21 protein-coding genes and 1 tRNA gene are annotated in these 26,099 nt (G+C 31.6%); 14 read left to right on the top strand and 8 right to left on the bottom strand.

The window, feature by feature from the left end:
- Positions 1-43 precede the first annotated feature (43 nt).
- Both P2W75_RS05250 and P2W75_RS05255 read right to left on the bottom strand, forming a co-directional pair.
- Positions 44-2,167, bottom strand: a complete 2,124-nt coding sequence (locus P2W75_RS05250) for a Tex family protein (RefSeq protein WP_276379309.1) — start codon at positions 2,165-2,167, stop codon at positions 44-46.
- 126 nt (positions 2,168-2,293) lie between these two features.
- Entirely contained in the window at positions 2,294-3,115 is an 822-nt protein-coding gene (locus P2W75_RS05255) for a Bro-N domain-containing protein (RefSeq protein ID WP_276379311.1), read from the bottom strand.
- Positions 3,116-3,211: 96 nt separating this feature from the next.
- On the opposite strand from P2W75_RS05255, the gene P2W75_RS05260 reads away from it, so the two are divergent.
- Positions 3,212-3,481, top strand: coding sequence for a DUF1294 domain-containing protein (locus tag P2W75_RS05260; RefSeq protein WP_207298447.1), 270 nt, complete (start codon positions 3,212-3,214; stop codon positions 3,479-3,481).
- A 149-nt stretch (positions 3,482-3,630) separates the two neighbouring features.
- Here P2W75_RS05260 and rpiB read toward each other — a convergent pair whose 3' ends face one another.
- Positions 3,631-4,062, bottom strand: a complete 432-nt coding sequence (gene rpiB, locus P2W75_RS05265) for a ribose 5-phosphate isomerase B (protein ID WP_207298448.1) — start codon at positions 4,060-4,062, stop codon at positions 3,631-3,633.
- An 825-nt stretch (positions 4,063-4,887) separates the two neighbouring features.
- Positions 4,888-5,121, bottom strand: a complete 234-nt coding sequence (locus tag P2W75_RS05270) for a putative signal transducing protein (RefSeq protein WP_207298449.1) — start codon at positions 5,119-5,121, stop codon at positions 4,888-4,890.
- A gap of 110 nt (positions 5,122-5,231) precedes the next feature.
- Here P2W75_RS05270 and rnr point away from each other — a divergent pair, with 110 nt between their 5' ends.
- Genes rnr through P2W75_RS05285 form a run of 3 tightly spaced genes read left to right on the top strand, consistent with a single transcriptional unit; the run spans position 5,232 to position 8,801 of the window.
- Positions 5,232-7,415: a ribonuclease R gene (gene rnr / locus P2W75_RS05275; RefSeq protein WP_276379313.1), complete on the top strand. Its 2,184-nt coding sequence runs from the start codon at positions 5,232-5,234 to the stop codon at positions 7,413-7,415.
- 24 nt (positions 7,416-7,439) lie between these two features.
- Positions 7,440-8,108 (top strand): head GIN domain-containing protein, encoded by a 669-nt coding sequence (locus P2W75_RS05280; RefSeq protein WP_207298451.1) that lies wholly within the window; start codon positions 7,440-7,442, stop codon positions 8,106-8,108.
- Between the two features lie 12 nt (positions 8,109-8,120).
- A complete protein-coding gene (locus P2W75_RS05285) occupies positions 8,121-8,801 on the top strand; it encodes a LysE family translocator (RefSeq protein ID WP_207298452.1) in 681 nt (226 codons plus the stop codon).
- 503 nt (positions 8,802-9,304) lie between these two features.
- On the opposite strand, the gene P2W75_RS05290 is transcribed toward P2W75_RS05285, so the two are convergent.
- Positions 9,305-9,375, bottom strand: a tRNA-Cys gene (locus P2W75_RS05290).
- Positions 9,376-9,469: 94 nt separating this feature from the next.
- Positions 9,470-9,829 carry a dihydroneopterin aldolase gene (gene folB, locus P2W75_RS05295; protein WP_207298453.1) on the bottom strand — a complete coding sequence of 120 codons (360 nt, stop codon included), beginning with the start codon at positions 9,827-9,829 and terminating at the stop codon, positions 9,470-9,472.
- A 118-nt stretch (positions 9,830-9,947) separates the two neighbouring features.
- On the opposite strand from folB, the gene P2W75_RS05300 reads away from it, so the two are divergent.
- The 5 genes from P2W75_RS05300 to P2W75_RS05320 all read left to right on the top strand — a co-directional run bounded on the left by P2W75_RS05300 (position 9,948) and on the right by P2W75_RS05320 (position 14,623).
- Positions 9,948-12,065, top strand: coding sequence for a glutamine--tRNA ligase/YqeY domain fusion protein (locus P2W75_RS05300; protein ID WP_276379315.1), 2,118 nt, complete (start codon positions 9,948-9,950; stop codon positions 12,063-12,065).
- 974 nt (positions 12,066-13,039) lie between these two features.
- A complete protein-coding gene (locus P2W75_RS05305; protein ID WP_276379317.1) occupies positions 13,040-13,516 on the top strand; it encodes a hypothetical protein in 477 nt (158 codons plus the stop codon).
- 92 nt (positions 13,517-13,608) lie between these two features.
- Entirely contained in the window at positions 13,609-13,935 is a 327-nt protein-coding gene (locus P2W75_RS05310; RefSeq protein ID WP_207298456.1) for a YtxH domain-containing protein, read from the top strand.
- A 77-nt stretch (positions 13,936-14,012) separates the two neighbouring features.
- Complete coding sequence (locus P2W75_RS05315; protein ID WP_276379318.1) at positions 14,013-14,363, top strand: competence protein; 351 nt, start codon at positions 14,013-14,015, stop codon at positions 14,361-14,363.
- Positions 14,364-14,368: 5 nt separating this feature from the next.
- Positions 14,369-14,623 carry a DUF6327 family protein gene (locus tag P2W75_RS05320; protein WP_276379320.1) on the top strand — a complete coding sequence of 85 codons (255 nt, stop codon included), beginning with the start codon at positions 14,369-14,371 and terminating at the stop codon, positions 14,621-14,623.
- Between the two features lie 20 nt (positions 14,624-14,643).
- Here P2W75_RS05320 and P2W75_RS05325 read toward each other — a convergent pair whose 3' ends face one another.
- A complete protein-coding gene (locus P2W75_RS05325; RefSeq protein WP_207298459.1) occupies positions 14,644-15,627 on the bottom strand; it encodes an SPFH domain-containing protein in 984 nt (327 codons plus the stop codon).
- A 250-nt stretch (positions 15,628-15,877) separates the two neighbouring features.
- Positions 15,878-17,383, bottom strand: coding sequence for a glutamate--tRNA ligase (gene gltX, locus P2W75_RS05330; protein ID WP_276379322.1), 1,506 nt, complete (start codon positions 17,381-17,383; stop codon positions 15,878-15,880).
- A gap of 163 nt (positions 17,384-17,546) precedes the next feature.
- Here gltX and P2W75_RS05335 point away from each other — a divergent pair, with 163 nt between their 5' ends.
- From P2W75_RS05335 to P2W75_RS05355, 5 genes are all read left to right on the top strand, one after another.
- On the top strand, positions 17,547-20,960 hold the full coding sequence (locus P2W75_RS05335) for a DUF4175 family protein (protein WP_276379323.1): 3,414 nt from the start codon (positions 17,547-17,549) through the stop codon (positions 20,958-20,960).
- Positions 20,957-21,376, top strand: coding sequence for an rRNA maturation RNase YbeY (ybeY, locus tag P2W75_RS05340; protein ID WP_276379325.1), 420 nt, complete (start codon positions 20,957-20,959; stop codon positions 21,374-21,376). Before P2W75_RS05335 ends, ybeY begins: the two co-directional genes overlap by 4 nt.
- Positions 21,377-21,913: 537 nt before the next feature.
- Complete coding sequence (mnmG, locus tag P2W75_RS05345; protein WP_276379326.1) at positions 21,914-23,785, top strand: tRNA uridine-5-carboxymethylaminomethyl(34) synthesis enzyme MnmG; 1,872 nt, start codon at positions 21,914-21,916, stop codon at positions 23,783-23,785.
- Between the two features lie 220 nt (positions 23,786-24,005).
- Positions 24,006-24,854 carry a bifunctional 2-polyprenyl-6-hydroxyphenol methylase/3-demethylubiquinol 3-O-methyltransferase UbiG gene (locus P2W75_RS05350; protein WP_276379328.1) on the top strand — a complete coding sequence of 283 codons (849 nt, stop codon included), beginning with the start codon at positions 24,006-24,008 and terminating at the stop codon, positions 24,852-24,854.
- Positions 24,855-25,500: 646 nt separating this feature from the next.
- On the top strand, positions 25,501-26,076 hold the full coding sequence (locus P2W75_RS05355) for an OmpH family outer membrane protein (protein ID WP_207298465.1): 576 nt from the start codon (positions 25,501-25,503) through the stop codon (positions 26,074-26,076).
- The last annotated feature ends 23 nt before the right edge of the window (positions 26,077-26,099 follow it).

A 26,099-nucleotide genomic window follows, 5' to 3' on the forward strand; every position in this document is an offset into this window, starting at 1 on the left:
ATTCCAAAATTTTGGAATTTGGAATTTATAAAATTGGAATTTTTTACAAAATCATTGTCAGCTGAATTCTCTTTCTGTCTTCATCAACTTCAGTAACTTTCACATCAACATGCTGGTGCAATTTTACCACTTCGTTTACATCGCTTACATAACCTGATTTTAGTTGAGAAATATGCACTAAACCGCTTTCTTTAATACCAATGTCAACAAAACAACCAAAGTTGGTGATGTTATTAACAATTCCTGGTAATATCATTCCGGTTTTCAAATCTTTGATCGATTTTACGTTCGCATCAAATTCAAATACCTTAGTCGACTTTCTCGGATCTAATCCGGGCTTTTCAAGCTCTTTAATGATATCTTTTAGCGTAAGTAAACCAATTTCAGGTGTTACATACTTTTCGGGCTTAATAAGCGCTGTTTTCTCTTTATTGGCAATTAAGTCATTTAAAGAAATATTCAAATCTTTCGCCATCTTTTCAACAACCGAATAAGCCTCTGGATGCACCGCCGAATTATCCAGCGGATTTTTAGCATTTGTAATTCTAATAAACGCCGCTCCCTGCTGATAGGCTTTATCTCCTAAACGAGGCACTTTTTTCAGCTGTTTTCTATCTTCAAAAGGTCCGTTTTCAGAACGGTATTGTACAATGTTTTCCGCCAGCTTCTCCCCGATTCCGCTTACATAACTTAATAAGTGCTTACTTGCGGTGTTGATGTTAATTCCAACCGAGTTTACGCATCGAATAACCGTATTATCTAATTCTTCTTTTAATTTCGCTTGATCAACATCATGCTGATACTGCCCTACTCCAATTGCTTTTGGATCGATTTTTACCAATTCAGCCAACGGATCTGAAAGTCGTCTTCCAATAGAAACTGAACCACGAACCGTTACATCATAATTAGGAAATTCTTCTCTTGCAATTTTTGAAGCCGAATACACCGAAGCTCCAGCTTCAGAAACCACAAATACTTGAATTGGTTTGTCGAACGCTATTTTTTTGATAAAAAATTCGGTTTCACGAGAAGCTGTTCCGTTTCCAATCGAAATTGCATCAATTTGATACGCGTTTACCATCGAACGAATTTTCTTTATCGCCATTGTCTCCTCGTTTTGAGGCGCATGCGGATAAATTGTTTCGTTGTATAATAAATCGCCTTTTTCGTCCAGACAAACCACTTTACAACCGCTTCTAAATCCTGGATCGATTGCTAAAATACGTTTTTCTCCCAACGGCGGCGCCAATAATAACTGACCTAAATTGTTAGCAAAAACCTGAATAGAATTCGCATCTGCCTTTGCTTTTGCTTCTTGCAGCGTTTCATTTCCAATTGCTGGATTCAACAAACGTTTATAACTATCTTCAATTGCCAGCTGTAAATGCGCTGTTGTATTGTTTTGCTTTTTAATGATGATTTCGTCAATAACATCGTAGGCATCGTCGATATCAACATCTATTTTCATTTTTATAAAACCTTCATTTTCTGCACGAAGCATTGCCAACAAACGATGTGCTGGTGCTTTTGTCAAAGGTTCTTCCCAATCAAAATATTGACTGAATTTCTGTGCTCCTTCTTCTTCAGCTTTCTTTTTAACCACTTTGGTAGCAATCGTCGCTTTTCGCTGAAATAATCTACGAAGCTGTTTACGAACATAAATATTCTCATTAATCCATTCCGCTACAATATCTCTTGCGCCTTGAATAGCGGCTTCTTCGTTGACAACATTTTCATTAATGTATTGTGTCGAAATAAAATCGATATCAACATCACTTTCAGAAATGATGAGTTTTGCTAAAGGTTCTAAACCAAATTCGCGCGCTACATCTGCTTTTGTTTTTTTCTTCTTTTTATACGGAAGGTAGAAATCTTCAATTTCTTGTAAATCAAAACTGTCTTCGATCTTTTTCTTCAATTCTGGCGTAAGTGCTTTTTGCTCCTCGATTGATTTTAAAACTGCTTCTTTACGTTTTATGAGCGTATCGTATTCTTTCTGCAATTTAGCAATCAGCTCAATAACAGTTTCGTCAAGGTTTCCTGTCGCATCTTTTCGGTAACGTGAAATAAACGGAATCGTACAATCTTCCTCTAATAATTTTACTGTGTTTTGAATACTGACTGCGGGCGCCTGAACAGACTTGGCAATGAATTGAATGTTGGTCATTGTTAATTTTATTTGAATGGCAAAGATGCAAAAGTGTTTTACAATTTTTGCAACGTTTTTTAGTAATATTATTGTTATATGTTAATCAAAACTAATATAAAATCTTTTAAATTTTTTAATTCTAGTTTACTCCAAGTTTTTTTTACTTGGTGGTAAAAAATTCTCTCCGGTCACTACACTTTTTCCTGTTTTCTCCTCCAATGCTGCTCGTGCATTTTTAGCAATCGCGCCTCCTTTTTTGCTAGCTTTTGCATTTTCTACTAGACCTTTTGCCTCGTCGCTTTCAGCAATTTGTCGAGTCGAAAGTTCTGCCAGAGCAGTGAAAATTAATTCTGCTTCAGACATATGGTCTCTTAAATTTTGAGATTTTAATCCTTTTATTTCTTTATGTCTTTTTACAGATAATCCTGTCCATTCCTGATGAATAATATTTGTTAATAATGCAAATTCATCTTTTCCTTCAACACCAGACTCTTTCCAATAATCGGTTAATTTATTACGAGTCTCCTGCCCTGTCATTCTTTGCTGAATCCATTTCTCACTTCGTCCCATATTTTGCCAGTTCTCACGAGCGCGATCTACACTTTGTGACGGATCTCCTATTTCCTGAATTCTTTCATAACCTACCTTAGCCAACCATTGTTTAAAAGGTTCAGCTTTTGCCGAAGGTATAGATTGAATTAAGCGTAATAGAGTTTCGGTATCTGCAGTGTCTGTTAATCGATTTTTTCCATCTTCAGCTAGCATTTTGAACTGTCGACAAAGTGTCGACAGTTCAAGTCCATCATCTGTTTTAACTCTAATTTTCATTTTATACCAATAATCTCTTGGATTGGCACTATCAGTTAAAATCTGAATAACATCAATTACAGAAAAATACCAAATTTCATTTTCAGCATCATAATGGCTTCTTACTTTTTTCTGTTCAAACAATTGTACTGGACTCATTTCAATTACAAATTAAATTTTTTAAATATTTACTACTCAATTTGTGGATTTTAGATGTGCTGCCAAAATAATATCTTTGTCATTATTTTTTGGCGAATGGAAATTTTATTACTGTATTTTTTATTTATAAATATCGTTCTTTTTATAATTGCTGGCTATGACAAATCTCAGGCTCGAAAAAATAACCGACGTATTCCCGAAAAAACCTTGTTTCTCATGGCCTTAACTGGTGGTTCACCAGGGTTATTAACAGCAATGTTATTATTTAAACATAAAACGAGTAAAACTTCTTTTATTGTGAAGTTTGCATTGATTATAGCAATTCAAACAGCGATTATAATTGCCTTTCTAAACTATAAAAAATAGATATTAACATTGTTGATAACTCAACAAAAAGGTATTTTATAGTATATTAAAAAACTGAATTATAAATACTTAAATAAAACACCGGACAAATTAAAAAATCGGCCCGGTGTGTTTATGAATAGGTGCGAAGCACCGAATTTTTGGATTTTTTACAAACAAGCAATTTTATTCACTCTGTTTTGATGCCTTCCGCCTTCAAAAGCGGTATCCAAGAAAGTTTCAACGATTTCAACAGCTTGATGAATAGAAGTAAATCTTGCAGGAATACTTACAATGTTTGCATCATTATGTAAACGTGTTAAATACGCGATTTCTTTAGTCCAGCATAAACCAGCTCTTACTTTCGGGTGCTTATTAACAGTCATTGCGATTCCGTTTCCGCTTCCGCAGATTACGATTCCAAAATCGGCTTTTCCTTCAGATACATCATTAGCAACTGGGTGTCCAAAATCTGGATAATCCACAGATGCATCAGTATCTGTACCGTAGTTAGTTACTTCATATCCTCTAGCTTTAAGCATTTCAACAATTGCTTTTTTATATTCGGGTCCTGCGTGATCGTTTCCTATCGAAATTTTCATTTTTATGTACTATTAAGTTGTGTACTGCAAATTTAATTAAAGAATACGGAAGTAAATCTTTTTAGAAAGGAAAATATAGATTTCAGCCACGAATTCACGAATAATCAACAATCTTAAAATTCTATAACTTTAATACCTCACGTCTTTAAAAAATTCTTGAATTAGTGACTAATTACAACTCCCTTACTTTCAAAACCTTATAGGTTATCAACAATTTTCATAACTCTATAACTATCTCAAAATCAATAAATAAAAAGCAGAATATTTGTTAAAATTTTATGGTGTTAATACGAGTTTGTAATTCGTTGATATTCAGTTAACTTTAAATTAACAGAAAATGTTAATAAGTTCGAAAAGAAAATTAGAAGTTTTTTTTGGTTGTTTCAGAAAAATACTTAATCCAAAATCGAAATTAAATATGCAAGAAAAGTTTCATGAATTTTTGGAAAAGTTATCAATATCAAAAATACCATTTTCAACAACTATGAACATATCAACTTATTTACAAAATGAATTCATTTTTGGTTGTCAACCGTTGTTAATTAAAATACAAAAAGTCTTATAAATTAATTATTTAACTAAAAATAACTATGTTGATAACTCAGAATAAATAAGTAAAACGAGATTTCAATGACTTTAAAAAAAAATTTATTCGACATATTAACAAGCTATAATAACCATCAAATTTTTTTAAATTTTTAAAAATCTTTTTTGTTGTATTTAATATATGTTGAAAACTAAAAAAGTTGAAAAGGAAAAAATTTTATTTTGAATTGAATTTTACCCATTCAAATTCGAAATTGAATTTTGAAATTGATTTCTGTTTCAGACGATTTTGAGAGGATTGTTGAGATTGTCGAGGATTTCTTGAACTTGCTCGAAATCGTTTGGATGAACTTTGAGTTTGATGCCGCCCAGCGCCGTTGAATATAGTGGAACGACTGAAAGTGTCATTTCGTTTTCAAAAAAATAAGGGATTTCTTCTTGTTCTAGTAAGTGTTTGAGAACCACTGTTTCGTGCAGATAATTGAATACGGCTATCGTTTTAAAGCTTTCCATTTTAGGTCTTTTTGTAAATGTACGAAAAGTTATAATTTTAATAATTCTAATTGTTAAAATCTGTAATCTGATTTCTTATTTGTAATTTTAAACCTTATAAGAAAAGATATATGAGTAAGAAAATTAGAAAGCCGATAAAAAAAGAGAAGGATTTCTCTGGAAAAATACTAAAGATTTTATCGCAAAATGCTAATAAACCTTTCAATTACAAACAAATAGGAGCTAAGCTTGAATTAGACGATACAAAAAGCAGAAATCAAATTATAAAAGATTTAAAAATTCTTGCCGCTCAAAAGAAAATTATAGAAACAGAACCTGGAAAATACTTAATTAAAGCAGTAAGTCAGGATTATTACGAAGGAACAATAGATATGACGAGTAGAAAAACGGCATATTTTATTTGTGATGAGTTTGAAGAAGATGTTTTTATTCCAACCAATAATTTGAATCGTGCATTAGATAAAGACAAAGTAAAAGTTTACGTTTATAACAGAAGAAAAGGAAAAAGACCTGAAGGTGAAGTAATTGAAGTTATCGAAAGAGATAAAACAGAGTTTGTTGGTGTAATTGATATGCAGCCAAACTTTGCCTTTGTTTCGACTGCCAATCCTAAAATGTATACCGATATTTTTATTCCAAAAGATAAAATTGGTGAAGCAGAAAATGGAGATGTAGTTTTAGTGAAGATTGAAGACTGGCCAAAAAGAGCCGATAGTCCGTTTGGATCTGTAATTCGTGTATTGGGTAAACCTGGTGAACATAATACTGAGATTCATGCCATTTTAGCTGAATATGGTTTACCAGCAGATTTTCCGGTAGAAGTAGAGGTGTTTGCCCAAAAACTAGATACTTCAATTCAGGAATCTGAAATTGCAAAACGTCGTGATATGCGTGATACGCTTACGTTTACGATTGACCCGAAAGATGCAAAAGACTTTGATGATGCCTTGTCTTTCAAAAAGTTAGAGAACGGAAACTACGAAATCGGAATTCACATTGCCGATGTTTCCTATTACTTAGAAGAAGGTACTATTCTGGATGATGAAGCGTATCAAAGAGCCACTTCGGTGTATTTGGTAGATAGAGTAGTGCCAATGCTTCCAGAAGTGTTATCTAATTTTGCGTGTTCCTTACGTCCAAATGAAGAGAAATATACTTTCTCTGCAGTATTTGAAGTTTCTCCAACAGCTCAAGTTATTAACCAATGGTTTGGAAGAACTGTAATTTATTCAGATCAGCGTTTTGCTTATGAGGAAGCACAGCATATTATTGAAACAAAAGGAAATAATACCATTCCAGTTGATATTTCAATTACTGGAGATTCGTATGTTGTTTCAGATGAAATAGTGGAAGCTACTTTAAAACTAGATGAATTAGCGAAGATTTTAAGAAAGAAAAGAATGCAGCAAGGCGCCATTTCTTTTGATAAAGTCGAAGTAAAATTTAATCTGGATGAACAAGGAGAACCTGAAGGTGTTTACTTCAAAGTATCAAAAGATGCCAATCATTTGATTGAAGAATTCATGCTTTTAGCCAATAGAAAAGTGGCTGAATACATTGGAAAACAAAAGAAAACCTTTGTGTATCGTATTCACGATGAGCCAAATGAAGACAAATTGATTGCGATGCAAACGGTAATTGCGAAGTTTGGTTATAAAATTGATTTCAGATCTAAAGGTGATATTTCCAAATCAATCAATGCTTTAATGGAAGAAGTAAACGGTAAAAAAGAACAAAATCTTATTGATACTCTTGCTATTAGAAGTATGAGCAAAGCCAAATATTCGACAGATAATATTGGTCACTACGGTTTAGCTTTTGATTATTACAGTCATTTTACTTCGCCAATCCGTCGTTATCCAGACGTTATGGTACATCGTTTGCTGCAATATTATCTAGATGGAGGAGCTTCTGTAGATGAAGAAACCTACGAAACCAAATGTCTGCATTGTTCAAATATGGAAAATTTAGCGACAAACGCTGAGCGAGATAGTATTAAATACATGCAGGTGAAATACATGCAGGATCATCAAGACGAAGAATTCCTTGGAGTTATTTCTGGTGTTACTGAATGGGGAATTTATGTTGAAATCGTTTCTAATAAATGCGAAGGAATGGTGAGAATCAGAGAAATAAAAGAAGATTATTATACTTTTGACGAAAGACAATACGCTTTGGTTGGAGCCACTTCAAACCGTTTATTACAATTAGGAGACGAAATTTATGTTAAAGTAAAAAATGCCGATTTAGTTAAAAAACAACTAGATTTTCATTTTTTAAGAAGAGCAGAATAAGTATTAATTTTTAAAAATAAAAGTATGAAAAAGCTAATTATAGGAGCAGCAATTTTATTTGTACAAATGTCTTTTAGTCAGGTTACTAAGCAATTAGGAGATTTTGATACCGTTAAAGTTTACGATAAATTAACTGTAAAACTAGTACCGTCATCTGAAAATAAAATTGTTATTAAAGGAACAAGAGAAGCAGAATTAGAAGCTGTTAATAAAAATGGTATTTTAAAATTAAGAATGCCTTTTCCAAAACTTCTTTCAGGAAATGATCTTGATGTAACATTGTATTACAAACATTTAGAGCTGATTGATGTAAATGAAGGCGCTACTGTTACCAGCAATGAAACCATAAAAGCAACTTCTTTTAAAGTAAGTGCACAGGAAGGTGGAAAAATTAATGTAGATTTGAACGTTGATAAACTGAAAGTAAGTTCTGTTTCTGGTGGAGAAATTACCGCAACAGGTAAAGCAGATAACCTTGAAGCAGGATTAGGAGCTGGAGGATATTTCCTGGGAAGTAAATTAGCCACGTCTCAAACGAAAGTAAGCGTTTCTGCGGGCGGAAAAGCCGATGTTAAGGCTTCAACCCTTGTAGATGCAAAAGTGAGCGCAGGAGGCTCTATTTACATTTATGGAAATCCAAAACAAATAAATCAGAAAACAGTTTTAGGTGGAAAAATTGAACAAGTAAAATAACAATCTATTTTGATGATAAATGATATTCTGGCTGGACTGCCATGGGGACTTTTTTTAAGCTTTATGGTAGGTCCGGTATTTTTTATACTATTAGAAACCAGTATTACCAAAGGATTCAGAGCCGCATTAGTTTTTGACTGTGGTGTAGTTTTAGGTGATATTTTCTTCATTGCAATTGCTTATCTTGGAAGTTACAGATTGATTTCCAGTTTAAAAGATAAGCCGGCATTGTTTATTTTTGGCGGTATTATAATGCTTGCTTACGGAATCATTTCGTTTGTGAGATTACGAAAAGAAGAAAAAATAAATGAAGAAGAAATTGATCGAGATATTATAAAAAGAAATTACGGAAGTTTATTTGTAAAAGGCTTTCTACTGAACGTTATCAACATTGGAGTTCTTGGTTTTTGGTTAGCAGTAATTATTTCTGTAGGACCAAAATTAGAAATGCAGAATTCAAGAATGATTACTTTTTTTACTTCAGTAATTATTGCTTATTTGTTGGTTGATTGTTTTAAAATTCTATTAGCCAAACAATTAAAATCAAAAATGACACCTAATAATATTCTAAAAATCAAAAAAGCAATCAGCATTGTTTTAATGGTTTTCGGATTAGTGTTAATAACTCAAGGATGGTTTCCAAAAGAAAAAGAAATGGTTAAAAATGCTTTCGAAAGAATAGAAAATAAATAGTTGTTAATAACCAAAATCATATAAAGCCTCTGATTTTCAGAGGTTTTTTTATGTTTATAAGTGGTGTTTAAAAACTTTGACAAAGTTGACTATTTGCAGATTCAGTTTGTCATTTCTACGAAGGGTAATAACAATATTGTGGATTAAATAACAAACCCGACAGGTTTTTAAAACCTGTCGGGTTTACTTATAAAATTAAACATAAAAACCTTCAAATTGCTTTGAAGGTTTGAGGTATCGTGCGGATTGGAACCAATATTTTTAATTAATTTTTTCTAAAAATTAAACATAAAAAAAACCTTCAAATTGCTTTGAAGGTTTGAGGTATTGTGCGGATTCTAACCAATATCTTTAATTAATTTTTTCTAAAAATTATCCATAAAAAAAACTTCAAATTGCTTTGAAGGTTTGAGGCATGGTTTGGATTCTAACCAATATCTTTAATTAATTTTTTCTAAAAATTAAACATAAAAAAAAACCTTCAAATTGCTTTGAAGGTTTTGAGGCATCGTCCGGATTCGAACCGGAGTAGGAGCTTTTGCAGAGCCCAGCCTAGCCGCTCGGCCACGACGCCATTACTTGAACGGTTGGCAAAAGTAACTAAAATCTTTAAAATTCAAAAGTTTCAAATGAACTATTTTAAAAAAATACAGATTTCAATCTAACAATTACTTTCTAAATTCTGTCATTTTTATAGTAACTGACTCAACATCACCACCAATAGGAGGATTAATTTTAGAAACCCAAACTGTTGTTTTTTCTACTGTTTCTATCTCTGCCAGCACGCGAATATTGATTCTTTTGGCTACATGTTCTAATAAATGCGAACGAATAGCCATTTCTTCGGTTACAATTTTGTTCAAATGAACGTAATCTACCGTGTCTAAAAGATGATCTGTTTCGGCTGATTTCTGTAAATTGGTTTTAATTTTTAGATCAACAGTATAATCAGATCCAATTTTTCCTTCTTCAATTAAACATCCGTGGTAAGAAAAAGTACGGATATTTTTAAGTTTTATAACTCCCATTTTAAAATTTAGTTTCAAGTTTTAAGTTTCAAGTTTAGAGTAAGTTTCCAAAGAAAACCATAAACCATAAACTATAAACTATAAACTTTTTTATCTTTGCTAAAATTACTATAAAATAATGGCATCAGAAGAGAAATCACTCAATTTTATTGAACAAATCATAGAGGAAGACGTAAAATCAGGTCTTTCAAATACTAAACTTCGCTTTCGTTTTCCACCAGAACCTAATGGTTATTTACACATTGGGCACGCTAGTTCTATTGCTTTAAATTTTGGTTTAGGAATTGACTATCAATCTCCTGTGAATTTACGTTTTGATGATACAAACCCTGAAAAAGAAGAACAGGAATTTGTTGATGCTATTAAAAAAGATGTAGAATGGTTAGGATATACTTGGGCAGAAGAATGTTATGCTTCAGATTATTTCCAGCAATTATATGATTGGGCCGTTTTCTTAATTAAAAAAGATAAAGCGTATGTTGATAGTCAATCTTCTGAAGAAATGGCGATTCAAAAAGGAACTCCAACAACTCCAGGAACTGACAGCCCGTACAGAAATCGTTCAGTTGAAGAAAACCTTGATTTATTCGAAAGAATGAAAAACGGTGAATTTGAGGCTGGTACACATATTCTTCGTGCAAAAATTGACATGAAATCAACAAACATGTTAATGCGTGATCCAATCATGTACAGAATTTTGCACAAACATCACCATAGAACTGGAGATGCTTGGAAAATCTATCCAATGTACGATTGGGCACACGGACAAAGTGATTATTTGGAACAGATTTCTCATTCATTTTGTACGCTTGAATTCTTGCCTCACCGCGAATTATACGATTGGTTTTTAGATCAGATTTTTGAGGATAATAAGCTTCGTCCAAAACAAAGAGAATTTGCTAGACGTAACTTATCGCATACTGTTGTCAGCAAAAGAAAATTACAGCAACTAGTTAAAGAAAAGCATGTTAACGGTTGGGATGATCCAAGAATGTCAACTATTTCTGGATTAAGAAGACGTGGTTATACAGCTGCTTCATTGCGTAATTTTGCTAATACAATTGGTATTGCAAAACGTGATAATTTGATTAATGTTTCGGTTTTAGAATTCTGTATTCGTGAAGATTTGAACAAAATTGCACCTCGTGTAATGGCTGTTTTAGATCCTGTAAAACTGGTAATTACTAATTATCCAGAAGGAAAAGAGGAGTGGTTAGAAGCTGAAAATAATCAAGAAGATGAAAATGCAGGTTTCAGAAAAGTACCTTTTTCTCGTGAATTATATATTGAAAGAGAAGACTTTTTAGAAGAAGCTCCAGCTAAATATTTCCGTTTGACTTTAGGAAAAGAAGTGCGTCTTAAAAATGCCTATATCATTAAAGGAGAATCAGTTATAAAAGATGCTGAAGGCAATATTACTGAAATACATGTGACGTATGATACTGATTCTTTAAGCGGAAGCGGAACAGAAGCAAGCCAAAGAAAAGTATCTGGAACCTTACATTGGGTTTCTATCAAACATGCTTTGGAAGCAGAAGTTCGTTTGTACGATCGTTTGTTTACAGATGAAGCTCCAGACAGTTATAAAGAGAAAAATTTCTTAGATTTTGTGAATCCAAATTCTCTAGAAATTGTGACTGGATATGTTGAACCAAGTTTATCAACAGCTCAAAATGAAGATAAATTTCAGTTTCAACGTTTAGGATATTTTACTGTTGATAAAGACTCAACTCCTTCAAAATTAGTGTTTAACAAAACAGTTGGATTGAAAGATGCTTGGGAAGAAAAAGGTAAAAAAGAAGAAAACAGCATCAATAATTCTTTAAAAGAAATCAACAAATATTTTAAAGTTGAAACAAAAGCTGATCGTATTGCAATTGAAAGTGCAATAGGGGAGAACATCAAAAATATCTCAAGTTTCTCTTTATTGCAAAATTCATTAAAGAAAAATATCAACAATAATAAGGCTTCGCTGTTGTTTTCTCAGTTTATTTTGAAGTATTCAAACTGGAAATCTGCAGATTTTGAAGAAGAAGATATCAAAAAATTGTATTCAATGTCTTTAAAAAGTGAATCTACTTATGTAAGATCAAAAGCACTTTTGAACTTAAGAGATATTGAAAGTGAAAATTTGAGGAATCAATTTGAGGATGAAATTTTGAAATTATATTCAAATCCACCAAAAAATGCTTCGGAAAGAGAAATTGAAATTCTTTCTGAAATGGTTAAGAAATAATATCAACTAAATTTATGAAAAGCGCTTTTATAAGCGCTTTTTTTTATTATATAGATTTACTATCGATAATTTAAATTTTATAATTTTTATAGATTAAAATTGGCTTTCATAAATTAATTTTAAGATAAAATAAAAAATAGTCGAGTAGAGAAGACCTTTTTTTGTTTTTAATTCTTTAAAACTCTTTATTTCGATTTTTTACTTTTTATAACTTCAATTTCATGTCAAAAAATTAAAATTAAAGTTTTTTCTTATTTTTTAAATTTTTGATCTCAAAATTCATAATTATAATTTTAGATTATGAATTTTTTATAAAATTTAGTTTTTAATTATTATTTATGAAATTGACCATAAAGTTTAAAATCATAATTTTTTCTTATTTTAAAGTTTCTGATTTCGATTTTGTATCCATAATTTTTGATTATTATTTTTTATAAAATTTAGTTTTTAATTATTATTTATAAAAATGATTATAAATTTTAAAATAATAGTTTTTATATATTAATTTTTACCTTCATAAATTGATTTTAAGACACTTTTTTAAATGATTTAATAGATAACTCGTTTTTTGAATTATTGTTTATTTAGGGTCTTTATTTTAATTTTTGCTGTTATTTTAGTCAGTTTAACGGCTTGTTAACACACAATTGTTTATAAAACTGCTATTTTTAACTCAATACTAAAGTCAGAGATGATTTTTGTAAAAAATTAAAATTTGCCATTAAAGAATCTAAACTGAAATTTATTGTTTTTAAAAACTCGTAATTTTTATTACAGTATATTTTCAAAATTGATTTCCCAAAAAGACAATTTTATGTTCTCATTTTTATTGTGATGTAATTTTGATAATATTTCGCGTAAAAGGTATTTTTCAATTTGCATCATAATGTATAAAATTCCATAATGTTGAATTTGTGTGAAAGTTTAGTTTTTAAATTTCTAGTCTGACAATTTTTAATTTAAATCTAATAATCATGAAAATTTTATATTTTACGCTAGCGCTATTATTTGCAAATGTTGCAATTTCTCAAACACATCAAATTACAAAACATAATGGTGAACAACTTGATGTTAATTTCATTAAAAATGAAAATGGATTAATTTACTATTCATTGAATGGAAGTTCAGAAGAAGTTAAAATCAGTAAACATGCTGTTTCATCTATTACAAATAAACAAACAAAACAAACTCAGAAAATTTCTGATAAAATAGTAGTTGATTCAAAAGACGATTATAAAATGGTAACTGTTTTGCCTCAAGAAAAGACAATAGGACTTAAGCAAACAGGAACATTTACAGGAGTGTCGACGAGGACAAAAGGTGAACCGCCAATTGCAAATCAAAAGCAAACTGCTATGAGAATTAAAAGTAAGTCAGCATCAAATGGTTCGCCGTTTGTAAGTATAGCTGAGAAAGATGGTAAATACGAAGCTACAACTTATGTGTATTAATTAGATTGTTAATTTTTTGTAAATAACAATTAATCAGAAATTTATAAGTTCAAAAAAGAGTATCTTTATTAATAATTTAAAATTGTAATATCATGTCTAAGAACTTAAATACAGCAGCAGCCATTTTAGCTGCAGCAGCTGCGGGAGCGGCAATCGGAATTTTATTTGCTCCAGATAAAGGATCTAAAACTCGAGCAAAAATTAAGGAAGGTATTGATGATGCGAAACATAATATAAAAGATTCTTTTGATGCTAGTTCTGAAGTTCTTCGTGAAAAGTTTACAAGTGCAACTCAAAATCTTGATGGAACATTAACAGAATTACTGTCAAATGTAAGTTACAAAACAGAAGAAGTGATCACTTTTTTGGAATCTAAATTAGCTGATTTAAAAGCACAAAACGCTAAACTTCAAAAATAATAATAATCACAAATAGCACATTACTTGCTTATTTTATAAGGAAGTTTTGTGCTTTTTTATTTTTTAAAATTCCAATTATGGCTTTCGAAGAATTAAAAGAAAACACCGAAAAAATTCAAGAACAAACAAAAGTCTACATAGATAGTCATTTAGCTTATTATAAATTATGGGGTTTTAAAGTAGCAATGAAGTCAACAACTTTAATATTTAAGTTTACGTTGATTTTATTATGTTTTAGTATGGTAATGATTTTTGGATCTTTTGCAGCTGCTTATGCATTTGGTTCTTTATTTGAAAGTAATGCACTTGGATTTTTAACAGTAGGAGGGATGTATTTAGTATTTACTATTTTACTTTTCTTTATAAAAGATAAGATGGTCGAAGGCCCAATTTTAGAGAAATTTTCAGAAATATTTTTTAATGATTAAGGATTATGGAGAAAAAAAAATACTCATCTTATGCTGAAATTGAAAGAGATTTAGAAATCCTGAAGTTGGAAAAAGACATCAATTATCAGAAATTGGTTTTAAGTTTTCAGAAAACCAAAGACAGTATTACACCACAAAATTTAGTTAATGGATTTGTTTCATCTTATACAGATTATGTTAAGAAATCATATCCAGAAATTTTACAATCAATTATTCCCTTTATAATCAATTGGTTTATAAATAAAAAAAGAGGCAGTTAAGCCTCTTTTTTATTTTGTCATTATTGCTGCACATCTGGTTGAATGTCATCTTCATATCCAGATTGAGGCTGAATAGGTTTTGGCTTTTCTATTTTTTTGCTGTGCTTTTTCATCATTTCACCAACCTGGTTTGATGCTGAAAAAGAAGCTACCATATTATTCAACATATCACTTCCGGCTTGTGGAGAATTTGGAAGTAAGATTAAGTTAGAATTTGCATCGGCACCAATTGCTTGTAATGTATCATAATGCTGCGTAACGACAATTAGGGCAGAAGCTTCCTGAGAATTAATTCCAACATTGTTCAAAACTTCAACACTTTCTACAAGACCTCTTGCAATTTCACGACGCTGATCTGCAATACCTTGACCTTGTAAACGTTTACTTTCTGCTTCAGCTTTTGCTTTTGCAACGATTCTAATTCTTGAACTTTCTGCTTCAAATTCTGCTGCAGTTTTTTCTCTATCAGCAGCGTTGATTCTGTTCATTGCATTTTTTACCTGAATGTCTGGATCAATATCAGTAACCAAAGTATTGATAATATCATATCCATAAGTAGACATTGCTTCGTTCAATTCACGTTTTACTGCAACTGCGATGTCATCTTTTCTTTCAAAAACATCATCCAATTTTAGTTTTGGAACTTCGGCACGAACCACATCAAATACATAAGAAGTGATCTGATCATGAGGATATTCTAATTTATAAAAAGCTTCATATACTTTTTCCTGAATCACTTTGAACTGAACAGAAACTTTCATTTTGATAAAAACGTTGTCTCTTGTTTTGGTTTCGATGATAACATCAAGTTGTTGAATTTTAAGATTTACACGTCCTGCAATTCTGTCAACAATTGGAATTTTTAATTGTAATCCTGAATTTCTAACACTTTGAAATTTTCCAAATCGCTCGATAATTACTGAAGATTGTTGCTTTACAGTAAAAAATGAAGACATGAAAATAAAAAATGCGAATACTAATAAGATAATAAATGCTGTACCCATGGTTGTTTAATTTATATTTATGATTTTGGTAAATTACGAAAATTCTTCTAAATTAAAATTATCAAATATTAAAAAAACGCTAAGAACATTTTGTAGATATTTCTTAGCGTTTCATTTTTTTTACCATTAAAGGCATTAAGTAAATTAAGTCAAGCTTTGTCAAGATAATTAAGCTAAGCTTATGAACCTAAAAACTTTTTTTACAATCAAGTTGAGCTTAATAAACTTAATATCTTAATGGTAAATTATTTTATAAACTTGATATAGCTTTTTGAATTCTAGAAATAGTTTCTTCTTTTCCAATGATTTCTACAATGTCAAATAGGTGAGGACCTTTAAGTGCTCCAACCAAACTTAAACGGAAAGGCTGCATTACTTTACCCATTCCAATTTCATTTTTTGTTAACCAGTCTTTTACAATTGTTTCGATATTTGCAGAAGTAAAATCTTCAATATTTTCTAAAACTGAAATCAATTCCTGCATTAAAGCTGGTGTTTCTTCCTTCCAATTTTTACTTGCTTTTTCATCATAAACAGTTGGTGCCTGGAAAAAGAAATCAGTTAAATCCCAAAAATCAGAGACGAAATGTGCTCTTTCTTTAATCAAAGAAACTATACGAGTTGTCACTTCAAGCGAAGTTGAGAAGCCTTTTTCTTCTAAAATAGGAGAGAAGCTTTTTGCTAAATCTTCATCATTTTGTTTGATTAAATATTGGTGATTGAACCATTTGTTCTTTTCAGGATCAAATTTTGCTCCCGCTTTATGAACTCTGTTCAAGTCAAAAGCTTCAACCAATTCTTCAAGAGAAAATAATTCTTTGTCAGTTCCGTCATTCCATCCAAGCAACGCAAGGAAGTTTACAACTGCTTCTGGGAAAAATCCTTTTTCTCTGTAACCAGATGAAACGCCTTCTTCTGTTTTCCATTCTAAAGGAAATACAGGAAATCCTAATTTGTCACCATCTCTTTTAGATAATTTTCCGTTTCCAATTGGTTTCAAAATTAAAGGTAAGTGTGCAAATTCTGGAGCATCCCATCCAAAAGCTCTGTATAATAAAACGTGAAGTGGCATAGATGGCAGCCATTCTTCACCACGAATTACATGTGAAGTTTCCATTAAATGATCATCCACAATATTGGCCAAATGATACGTTGGCATTCCGTCACTTTTGAACAAAACTTTATCATCAAGTAAGTTAGTTTCAAACTTAACATCACCGCGAATAATATCTTTCAAATGCAAAGTTTCATCAACAGGAGTTTTAAAACGAATGACATAATGTTCTCCTTTTGCAATTCTTTCCGAAGTTTCTTCTGTAGAAATTACCAAAGAAGTATCTAACTTTTCGCGATTATGATGATTGTATATAAATGTTTTTCCTTCGGCTTCGTGCTGTTTTCTATGAGCATCTAATGCTTCAGGAGTATCAAAAGCATAATAAGCCCAACCAGAATTAATCAGTTGATCGGCATATTTTTGATATAAATCTTTACGATCACTTTGTCTGTACGGACCAAATTTTTCATTTTTTCCAACAGTTTCTTCAGGAGAAATTCCTAACCATTCTAATGCTTCCATGATGTATTCTTCGGCACCAGGTACGAAACGAGTCTGATCTGTATCTTCAATTCTCAGATAAAAAACACCGTTATGTTTTTTTGCAAATAGATAATTAAATAGGGCAGTACGAACACCACCAATATGTAATGGTCCTGTTGGACTTGGTGCAAAACGCACACGAACTTGCTTTGACATTTGTATAAATTTTGTTGCAAAGATACAACTCTGAATTAGAAAATTCGGTAATGAGAAAATTAGATAATGCGTTGTGTTAAGCTTAATTGACTAATTTTCTAATTGATCATTATCTAATTAATAATTACTACTTTTATAGGTTATAATTAAAAGAGATTTTATTTTGAAAACATCATCTGCAATATATCAGAAGTTAGAAGGATTTATAAAGAAATATTATATGAATGAACTGATAAAAGGAGCACTTCTTTTTATTGGTTTTGGTCTTTTATATTTTTTATTTACACTTTTTGTGGAATATTTTCTATGGCTGAAACCTGTGGGAAGAACACTTTTATTTTGGTTATTTATTGCAGTCGAAGTTTTCTTGCTGTTTCGATTTATATTATTTCCAATTTTTAAACTATTCAAACTTCAAAAAGGAATTGATTACAATCAGGCTTCGGCAATTATTGGAAACCATTTTACAGAAGTAAGTGATAAGCTGACGAACTTTTTACAGCTTTCTTCAAATGAAAATTCTGCTGAAAGTTCAGAATTGATGCTGGCTTCAATTGAGCAAAAAGCAAATTCTTTACAGCCAATTCCGTTTGGGAATGCGATTAATTTTAAATCGAATAAGAAGTATTTGCCATTGGCTTTGATTCCGGTTTTGTTGTTTGCTGTGTTTTTTATCTCTGGAAACAGCAATATAATTTCGCAGAGTTTTAATAGAGTAGTGCATTTTAATGCTTCATTTTTACCGCCGGCTCCTTTCAAATTTGTAGTTTTAAATAACAATTTGCAGACCGAGCAAAACAAAGATTTTATTGTAAAAGTAGAAACAGAAGGAAATATTGTTCCCGAAAATGTCATGATCCATATTGGCAATGAAAGCTATTTTATGGAATCTTCGCAAACTGGAAAGTTCGAATTTAAGATTGAAAAACCAACTTCGAATGTTGCTTTTTCTTTTGAAGGAAATTCAGTTTCATCAAATGAATACGAATTGAAAGTGATAACTGTTCCTTCAATTGCCAACTTCGAAATGATCTTAAACTTTCCATCTTACCTAAAAAAGAAATCAGAAATTATTCAGGGAACTGGAAATGCAATCGTACCAGAAGGGACAACTGTAACTTGGAGAATGAATACGCAGTCAACTCAAGAGGTAGTTTGGAAGGATCAGCACTCAACTTTTAACTTTAAAAAGGATGAAAACGAATTTAAACTGGCTAAAAATATAGTTCAAAATACAGAATATCAAATTCTTACTTCAAATAATAAGGTCAAAAACTACGAAAAATTAGATTATCAGCTGTCAGTTATCAAAGATCAGCATCCAACAATTACCGTTTCGCCAGCTCCAGATAGTTTAAAATTAGATAAGAATTATGTTTTAGGAAGACTAGGTGATGACTACGGTTTATCAAAATTACAGATAGTATATTACGAACGTAACAAACCACAAACTGCAAAACGAGGAACCATTCCAGTAAAGCAGGCAGTGTTCGATCAGTTTGTTTTTAACTTCCCAAGCAACCTTGCAGTTCAGGAAGGAGTATCTTATGAATACTATTTTGAGGTTTTTGATAATGATGTTTTGCATGGATTCAAGAGCACAAAATCTTCTACATTTTCAGATCGAGTTTCTACTACAGATGAAATTCAGGATGCAGAATTGCAACAGCAAAATGCTAACATAAACAGTTTATCGAAGTCATTGAAGAATCAAGAAAAGCAATTTTCTGAAATGGATAAACTGAAAAATACAGGAAAAGAAAAAGATAATTTAGAGTTCAAAGATCAGCAGAAAGTAAATGATTTTATCAAACGTCAGAAACAACAAGACGAAATGATGAAACAATTTGCTGAAAAAATGAATAAGAATTTAGATAAATACAGCTCTGACAAAAAGGATAAAACGGCTGATGATTTACAAAAACGTTTAGATAATGCTGAGAAAGATTTAGAGAAAAATCAAAAGCTATTAGATGAACTAAAGAACCTAAACGACAAATTGAACAGCGAAGAACTGTTTGATAAGATGGAAAAGTTTAAACAAATTAGTAAAAACCAATCTCGTAATTTAGAACAATTAGTTGAATTAACGAAACGTTTTTATGTAGAAAAGAAAGCAGAACAAGTTGCTGAGAAATTAAATAAACTATCAGAACAACAGGAACAGTTATCTAATAAAGACAAAGAAAATACCAAAGAGAAGCAGGATGATATCAATAAATCATTCGATAAAATTCAGGAAGATCTTAAAGATTTAAAAGACGAGAACAAAAGTTTGAAAGCTCCTTTGGATATTCCATCAGATGCTTCAAAAGAAAAAGATGTAAAAAATGATTTGAATAAAGCCTCAGAAGAGTTAAGTAAAAACAATTCTTCTTCAGCAAAACAGAAACAAAAGAGTGCTTCAAAGAAAATGAAAAGCATGGCTCAGGAAATGAGTTCGAGTATGGAAGGCGGAGAGCAGGAACAATTAGAAGAAGATGTTGCCATGCTTCGTCAGATTTTGGATAACCTTTTAGCATTTTCATTATCACAAGAAGATGTAATGAAACAATTTAAATCGATGAAATTAGGTTCTTCGGCCTTTACTAAAAACATAAAAATACAGCAGAATTTAAAACAACAATTCAGACATGTTGATGACAGCTTGTTTGCAATGTCACTTAGAAATCCAAAAATTGCCGAAGATGTAACTAAGGAAATTGGAAACGTACAATATAATATGGACAAAGCAATTGAAGTTTTAACCGAAGTTCAAATACCAAAAGGAGTTTCTCATCAGCAATATGCGGTATCATCAGCAAACAAACTAGCAGATTTTTTAAGTGATCTTTTAAATAATATGCAGATGCAAATGTCTAAACCGGGAACAGGAAAACCAAAACCAGGCGACGGACAAGGAATGCAGTTACCGGATATTATTCAAAAACAAAAAGGTCTGGCTGATAAAATGAAAGAAGGAATGAAGCCCGGTGATAAACCTGGAAGTGGACAGCAGGGAAAAAGCGGAGAAGGAAAACCAGGACAAGGTAACCAAAATGGTCAGGGTAAAGATGGGAACGGAAAAGGGGAATCTGGGAAAGATGGAAAAGACGGACAAGGTAAAAATGGACAGGGAAATAAAAGTGGAGGTAAAGGCAATGACGGAAATGAAGGTGAGGATGGAGAAGGAGATGCTGAAAAGATTATGGAGATTTACAAAGAACAGGTAAAACTTCGTGAAGCATTGCAAAAAGAATTATCTAAAAAAGGATTAGATGCACAAGGTAGACCTGTAATTGAACAGATGAAAGCTTCAGAAAAACAAATTTTGAATAAAGGTTTTAAGAATGAAAACCTGCAGAGAATTCTAAATATCCAACAAGAATTATGGAAATTAAACAACGCAGTTCAGGAACAAGGCCAAGATACGAAGCGCCAATCTGAAACAAATAAAGCTGAGTTTTCTAATAAATCAAATGCGTTACCAAGCTCATTAACTGAATATTTAAATAGTGTAGAAATTTTAAATAGACAATCGCTACCTTTGCGCTCAAATTTTAATCAAAAAGTTCAAGAATATTTTAATACAAAATGATAAACTTTAATTACGAAACCGAGTTTACTTTAGAAAACGAACAAGCCTATAACGATTGGTTAAGTTCAGTAATTGTTTCTGAAAAGAAGAATGAGGGAGAAATCAATTATATATTTTGCGATGATGAATACCTGCATAAAATAAATGTAGAGTATTTAAATCACGACACACTAACTGATATTATCAGTTTTGATTATACAGTTGGTAATGAAATCAGCGGAGATATTTTTGTTTCTGTAGAAAGAGTAGAGGACAATGCTAAGGATTTTAATGTTTCTTTTGAAGAAGAATTAAAGCGAGTTCTTGCGCATGGTATATTACACTACTGTGGATATAAAGATAAATCAGATGAGGATGCAGAATTAATGCGTTCTAAAGAAGATGAAAAAATCAGTATGTTTCACGTGGAACGCTAATTAAACATCTAAAAAAAACAATGAAAATTTTTGTTCCACGTGAAACGTTTTCTGAATTTTTAAAAAAGTTTTAGTTCCACGTGAAACAATTTAAGATAAAAGATAAGTGATTTTTATTTAGTTCCACGTGGAACAAATATAATAAGAAGCTCTTTTTATATATTTTTTGATTCTAAAACAACGTTCCAAGTGAAACATGTAATAGAGAAAATTTTCAATTTTTCAAGATTTTAAATATTCGTTCCACGTGGAACGATTCTGTTTGAACTGAGAAATTTGATTTTTTAACCTGAAAATTGTGTTCCACGTGAAACGTTTTGAATGTAAAAAAATATCTTGATTTGAGTTTGTGAAACAAATTTAAATTAGATTTTAGAGAGTTAAAAAGAAGCGAATCGTTCCACGTGAAACATAATTGTTTTGGAATTTGGAGTTTCTAAAATGGAGTTTAGAATATTTGGTTCCACGTGGAACAGAAAAGAAAAAGTAATTCTGAAACGTTTTTAGAACGATTTTCGGAGAAAAAATAAAACAAAAATGTTTTTAGAAGAATACGATGTTATTGTTGTGGGTGCCGGTCATGCCGGTTCCGAGGCCGCGGCAGCGGCAGCAAATTTGGGTTCCAAAACTTTGCTGGTTACAATGAGTTTGCAAAACATTGCGCAAATGTCTTGCAATCCTGCGATGGGTGGAATTGCAAAAGGACAAATCGTTCGTGAGATTGATGCGCTTGGTGGATACTCAGGAATTGTTTCAGATCGAACTGCAATTCAGTTCAAGATGCTGAACAAATCAAAAGGACCTGCAATGTGGTCACCGAGAGTTCAAAGTGACAGAATGCGTTTTGCAGAAGAATGGAGAATGATGTTGGAGGGAACTCCAAATTTGGATTTCTACCAAGAGATGGTAAAAGGGCTGATTATCGAAAACGGAAAAATAAAAGGAATCAGAACTTCTCTTGGAGTTGAGATTCGTTCGAAATCGGTGGTCTTGACAAACGGAACTTTTTTGAATGGTTTGATCCATATTGGAGAAAAACAATTCGGTGGAGGAAGAGCAGGAGAAAGTGCCGCAACCGGAATTACCGAAGATTTGATCGCAGCAGGATTTGAAGCGGGAAGAATGAAAACAGGAACACCTCCAAGAGTCGATGGTCGTTCTTTGGATTATTCGAAAATGAACGAAGAAAAAGGAGATGCGAAACCGGATAAGTTTTCTTATTCGGATTTAACGGTTCCGTTAACGCATCAACGTTCTTGTCATATGACGTATACGTCATTGAATGTTCACGATATTTTGAGAGAAGGTTTTGATCGTTCGCCAATGTTCAACGGAAGGATAAAAAGTTTAGGTCCGAGATACTGTCCTTCGATTGAAGATAAAATTAATCGTTTTGCAGATAAAGAACGTCACCAGCTTTTTGTTGAACCGGAAGGATGGAAAACTTGTGAAGTGTATGTAAACGGATTTTCAACTTCGCTTCCAGAGGATATTCAGTTTAAAGCTTTGCGTTCAGTTGCCGGTTTTGAAAATGTGAAATTCCTTCGTCCAGGTTATGCAATCGAATATGATTATTTTCCGCCGACACAATTGAAACATACTTTGGAAACAAAGTTAGTTGAAGGTTTATATTTTGCCGGACAGATTAACGGAACAACAGGATATGAAGAAGCAGCTTCGCAAGGTTTGATGGCCGGAATAAATGCGCATTTGAAAGTGCATGAAAAATCGCCTTTGATTTTAAAACGTGATGAAGCCTATATTGGAGTTTTGATTGACGACTTAATTACGAAGGGAACAGAAGAGCCGTATCGTATGTTTACATCAAGAGCAGAATATAGAACATTGTTGCGACAAGATAATGCCGATTTCAGATTGACGCCAATGTCGTATGAAATTGGTTTAGCTTCTGAAGAAAGAATGCGAAGAATGGAACACAAATTAAATGAATCTGAAAAGATGGTTGCGTTCTTTAAAGAAACAAGTGTTACGGTTGCCGAAACAAATCCAATTTTAGTTGAGAAAGAATCTGCGCCAATTTCACAAGGAGATAAAATGTTTAAAGTTTTCTCACGTCCACAGATCGAATTGGAGGATATGTTGAAATTTGAAAAAGTAGATGCATACATAAAAGAAAATGATCTTGATAAAGAAATTGTAGAGCAAGCCGTAATTCAAGTTAAATATTCTGGATATATCGAAAAGGAAAGAAATAATGCTGATAAACTAAATCGTTTAGAAGAAGTAAAAATTCCAGAGAATTTCGATTACCATAAAATTAAATCAATGTCGATTGAAGCGAAACAAAAATTAAGCAAAATTCGTCCGGTTACAATTTCGCAGGCATCAAGAATCAGCGGTGTATCACCAAGTGATATTTCTGTGCTTTTGATTTATATGGGAAGATAAAAAAGTAGACAGTCGCAGTTTTCAGTCATAGTTTTACTATAAACTTAAAACTGCGACTGAAACTAAAAATGTTCCACGTGAAACTATTTTAAAAATTTAATAATCTCGGTTTTCAAAATAAATTTGAAGAATAAAATATAGAATAGAAATCCTAAAAATGAAAATTTTCGTTTTTAGGATTTGTTATACAATTAAACCAAAAAATAACTAGAATTAAAAAATGGACGTTTTAAACAAAAAACATTTTCTTACTGTAAAAGACCATTCTGTTTCAAAAGAAATTTTCGATTTGTACTATGATGAAAATCTGGATATGCTGATTACTTCTCCGCAGCCCGAATTAGAAAATTTAGGAAGATATTACGAAAGCGAAGATTATATTTCGCACACAGATAACAAACGTTCCTTTTTTGAAAAAGCATATCATTTTGTAAAAAGTATTGCTTTAAAAAACAAATTGAATTTGATCAATTCCGAACAATCTCAAAAAGGAAAAATTTTAGATATTGGAGCCGGAACAGGAGATTTTTTATTGACGGCAAAAAATGACGGTTGGGAAACTTTTGGAATTGAACCAAGCGACCGAGCAAAAAATATTGCAAAGCAAAAAGGAATTTCATTTGTGGAAGAAACCAGTGAACTTGAAAATAATTCTTTTGACGTAATTACGATGTGGCATGTTTTGGAACATATCCCAAATTTAGAATTACAAATCCAAGAATTGAAGCGACTTTTAAAACCAACTGGAACATTAATTGTTGCGGTTCCAAATTTTAAATCTTACGACGCGAAACATTACGGAGAATTTTGGGCCGCTTTTGATGTGCCGATTCACTTTTGGCATTTTTCAAAAAAAGCCATTCAGTCGCTTTTTGAAAAAGTCGATATGAAATTAGAAAAAATACTTCCCATGAAATTTGATTCTTTTTACGTGAGTCTTTTATCTGAAAAATATAAAACCGGAAAAATGAATTTTGTCAAAGCATTTTTTGTTGGTTTAAAATCAAATATGAAAGCTTCGAGTACAAAAGAGTATTCGTCACACATTTATGTCTTAAAAAACAAATAAAACGTAAAATAAGCGCTTTTAAGGCGCTTTTTTCGTGTTATTGAGGTGTTTGTATTGTCTTTTCTGAGAAAACCGCTCTAGTAAAAGCTATTAAAGCCACTTTTTATAGGGTTGCTTTATAGTTAATCGAGTAGCGATAAAGAAAACTAATACTTGAAAAATGGTTCATTTTTTCTCAAATTTTTAAGGTTTTGTTCGTTTTATTTATTTTTAATTTCCGACTTCGAAAAAATGAAAATTTAAATTTTAAGATTGAATTTTTGTGTGTGGTAATTTTTTAAAATTGAAAGTATGCTTCCCAAAATTTAAATGGCTGAATTTTTTTAAGCCATCAGATAAAATTTTCAAATTTTAGAGGAAAAATACCTTTCATCTAACTTTTGTACTTCAAAAGTAATAAAAACGTAAAATAAGCGTTTTTAAAGCATTATATTGGATAAAATGGTGGGTTTATATTCCTTTTTGGAGAAGATTGTTTTAAGAAAAGATATGAAAGCCATTTTTAATAATTATAGATTATAGAATAAATATGATCCATAAAAAAAACTAATATGCTAAAATTCCAGCATTTTTTAAACTTTATGTCGATCCTATTTATTTTTTTATATTTTTGTCTTCAATACATAAAAAAATAGAAATTTAGAAAATGAAAAAAGCATTAGTAATTATCGGACTTTCAATTTTGGCTGTTTCGTGTAATAAGACGGCAGAAGTTAAGGAAGTAAAAACAGCTTATATCGATACTTCACTTTTAATGAAAGAATACACTGAGGCAAAAGATGTTGAAGCCAAATACAAAGCTCAGGCAGAAGAAAAAGGTAGACAATTGCAAGCTGAAATTAATCGTTTTAAACAAGATGCTGCTAATTTTCAAAGCCAGGCGCAGGCAAATGGCCAGCAATGGGCACAACAAAGAGGTGCTGAATTACAAAAAAGAGAGCAGCAGTTAGGATACGCTCAACAACAATTATCACAGCAATTACAGCAGGAAAGTGGTGTTGAAATGGACTCTTTGATAAGCGGAGTTAAAAAATTCATCAAAGAATACGGTAAGAAAAACGGTTATGCATACATCTATGGTACTGGTGATGCAGCAACTGTATTGTATGCTGAAGATAAATATGACATCACAAAAGAGGTTATTAAAGCTTTGAATGACAAATACAAAGCTTCTCCAAAAGCTGAAGAAAAACCAGCAGCAAAAGAAGAGGCTAAAAAATAAAAAATGCCAAACTAACTAAAACT

This window comes from Flavobacterium sp. H4147, from assembly GCF_029360735.1.
Taxonomy (GTDB): domain Bacteria; phylum Bacteroidota; class Bacteroidia; order Flavobacteriales; family Flavobacteriaceae; genus Flavobacterium; species Flavobacterium endoglycinae.

What these genes read in the sequence shown, in the direction of transcription:
- P2W75_RS05315 (WP_276379318.1), top strand. Translation starts at nt 14,013, where the DNA reads ATGGCTTTCGAAGAATTAAAAGAAAACACCGAAAAAATTCAAGAACAA.
- P2W75_RS05325 (WP_207298459.1), bottom strand. Translation starts at nt 15,627, where the DNA reads ATGGGTACAGCATTTATTATCTTATTAGTATTCGCATTTTTTATTTTC.
- P2W75_RS05260 (WP_207298447.1), top strand. Translation starts at nt 3,212, where the DNA reads ATGGAAATTTTATTACTGTATTTTTTATTTATAAATATCGTTCTTTTT.
- P2W75_RS05320 (WP_276379320.1), top strand. Translation starts at nt 14,369, where the DNA reads ATGGAGAAAAAAAAATACTCATCTTATGCTGAAATTGAAAGAGATTTA.
- P2W75_RS05300 (WP_276379315.1), top strand. Translation starts at nt 9,948, where the DNA reads ATGGCATCAGAAGAGAAATCACTCAATTTTATTGAACAAATCATAGAG.
- P2W75_RS05255 (WP_276379311.1), bottom strand. Translation starts at nt 3,115, where the DNA reads ATGAGTCCAGTACAATTGTTTGAACAGAAAAAAGTAAGAAGCCATTAT.
- folB (WP_207298453.1), bottom strand. Translation starts at nt 9,829, where the DNA reads ATGGGAGTTATAAAACTTAAAAATATCCGTACTTTTTCTTACCACGGA.
- P2W75_RS05280 (WP_207298451.1), top strand. Translation starts at nt 7,440, where the DNA reads ATGAAAAAGCTAATTATAGGAGCAGCAATTTTATTTGTACAAATGTCT.
- P2W75_RS05250 (WP_276379309.1), bottom strand. Translation starts at nt 2,167, where the DNA reads ATGACCAACATTCAATTCATTGCCAAGTCTGTTCAGGCGCCCGCAGTC.
- P2W75_RS05285 (WP_207298452.1), top strand. Translation starts at nt 8,121, where the DNA reads ATGATAAATGATATTCTGGCTGGACTGCCATGGGGACTTTTTTTAAGC.
- P2W75_RS05350 (WP_276379328.1), top strand. Translation starts at nt 24,006, where the DNA reads ATGGACGTTTTAAACAAAAAACATTTTCTTACTGTAAAAGACCATTCT.
- rpiB (WP_207298448.1), bottom strand. Translation starts at nt 4,062, where the DNA reads ATGAAAATTTCGATAGGAAACGATCACGCAGGACCCGAATATAAAAAA.
- gltX (WP_276379322.1), bottom strand. Translation starts at nt 17,383, where the DNA reads ATGTCAAAGCAAGTTCGTGTGCGTTTTGCACCAAGTCCAACAGGACCA.
- P2W75_RS05270 (WP_207298449.1), bottom strand. Translation starts at nt 5,121, where the DNA reads ATGGAAAGCTTTAAAACGATAGCCGTATTCAATTATCTGCACGAAACA.
- P2W75_RS05305 (WP_276379317.1), top strand. Translation starts at nt 13,040, where the DNA reads ATGAAAATTTTATATTTTACGCTAGCGCTATTATTTGCAAATGTTGCA.
- P2W75_RS05310 (WP_207298456.1), top strand. Translation starts at nt 13,609, where the DNA reads ATGTCTAAGAACTTAAATACAGCAGCAGCCATTTTAGCTGCAGCAGCT.
- P2W75_RS05355 (WP_207298465.1), top strand. Translation starts at nt 25,501, where the DNA reads ATGAAAAAAGCATTAGTAATTATCGGACTTTCAATTTTGGCTGTTTCG.
- rnr (WP_276379313.1), top strand. Translation starts at nt 5,232, where the DNA reads ATGAGTAAGAAAATTAGAAAGCCGATAAAAAAAGAGAAGGATTTCTCT.
- ybeY (WP_276379325.1), top strand. Translation starts at nt 20,957, where the DNA reads ATGATAAACTTTAATTACGAAACCGAGTTTACTTTAGAAAACGAACAA.
- mnmG (WP_276379326.1), top strand. Translation starts at nt 21,914, where the DNA reads ATGTTTTTAGAAGAATACGATGTTATTGTTGTGGGTGCCGGTCATGCC.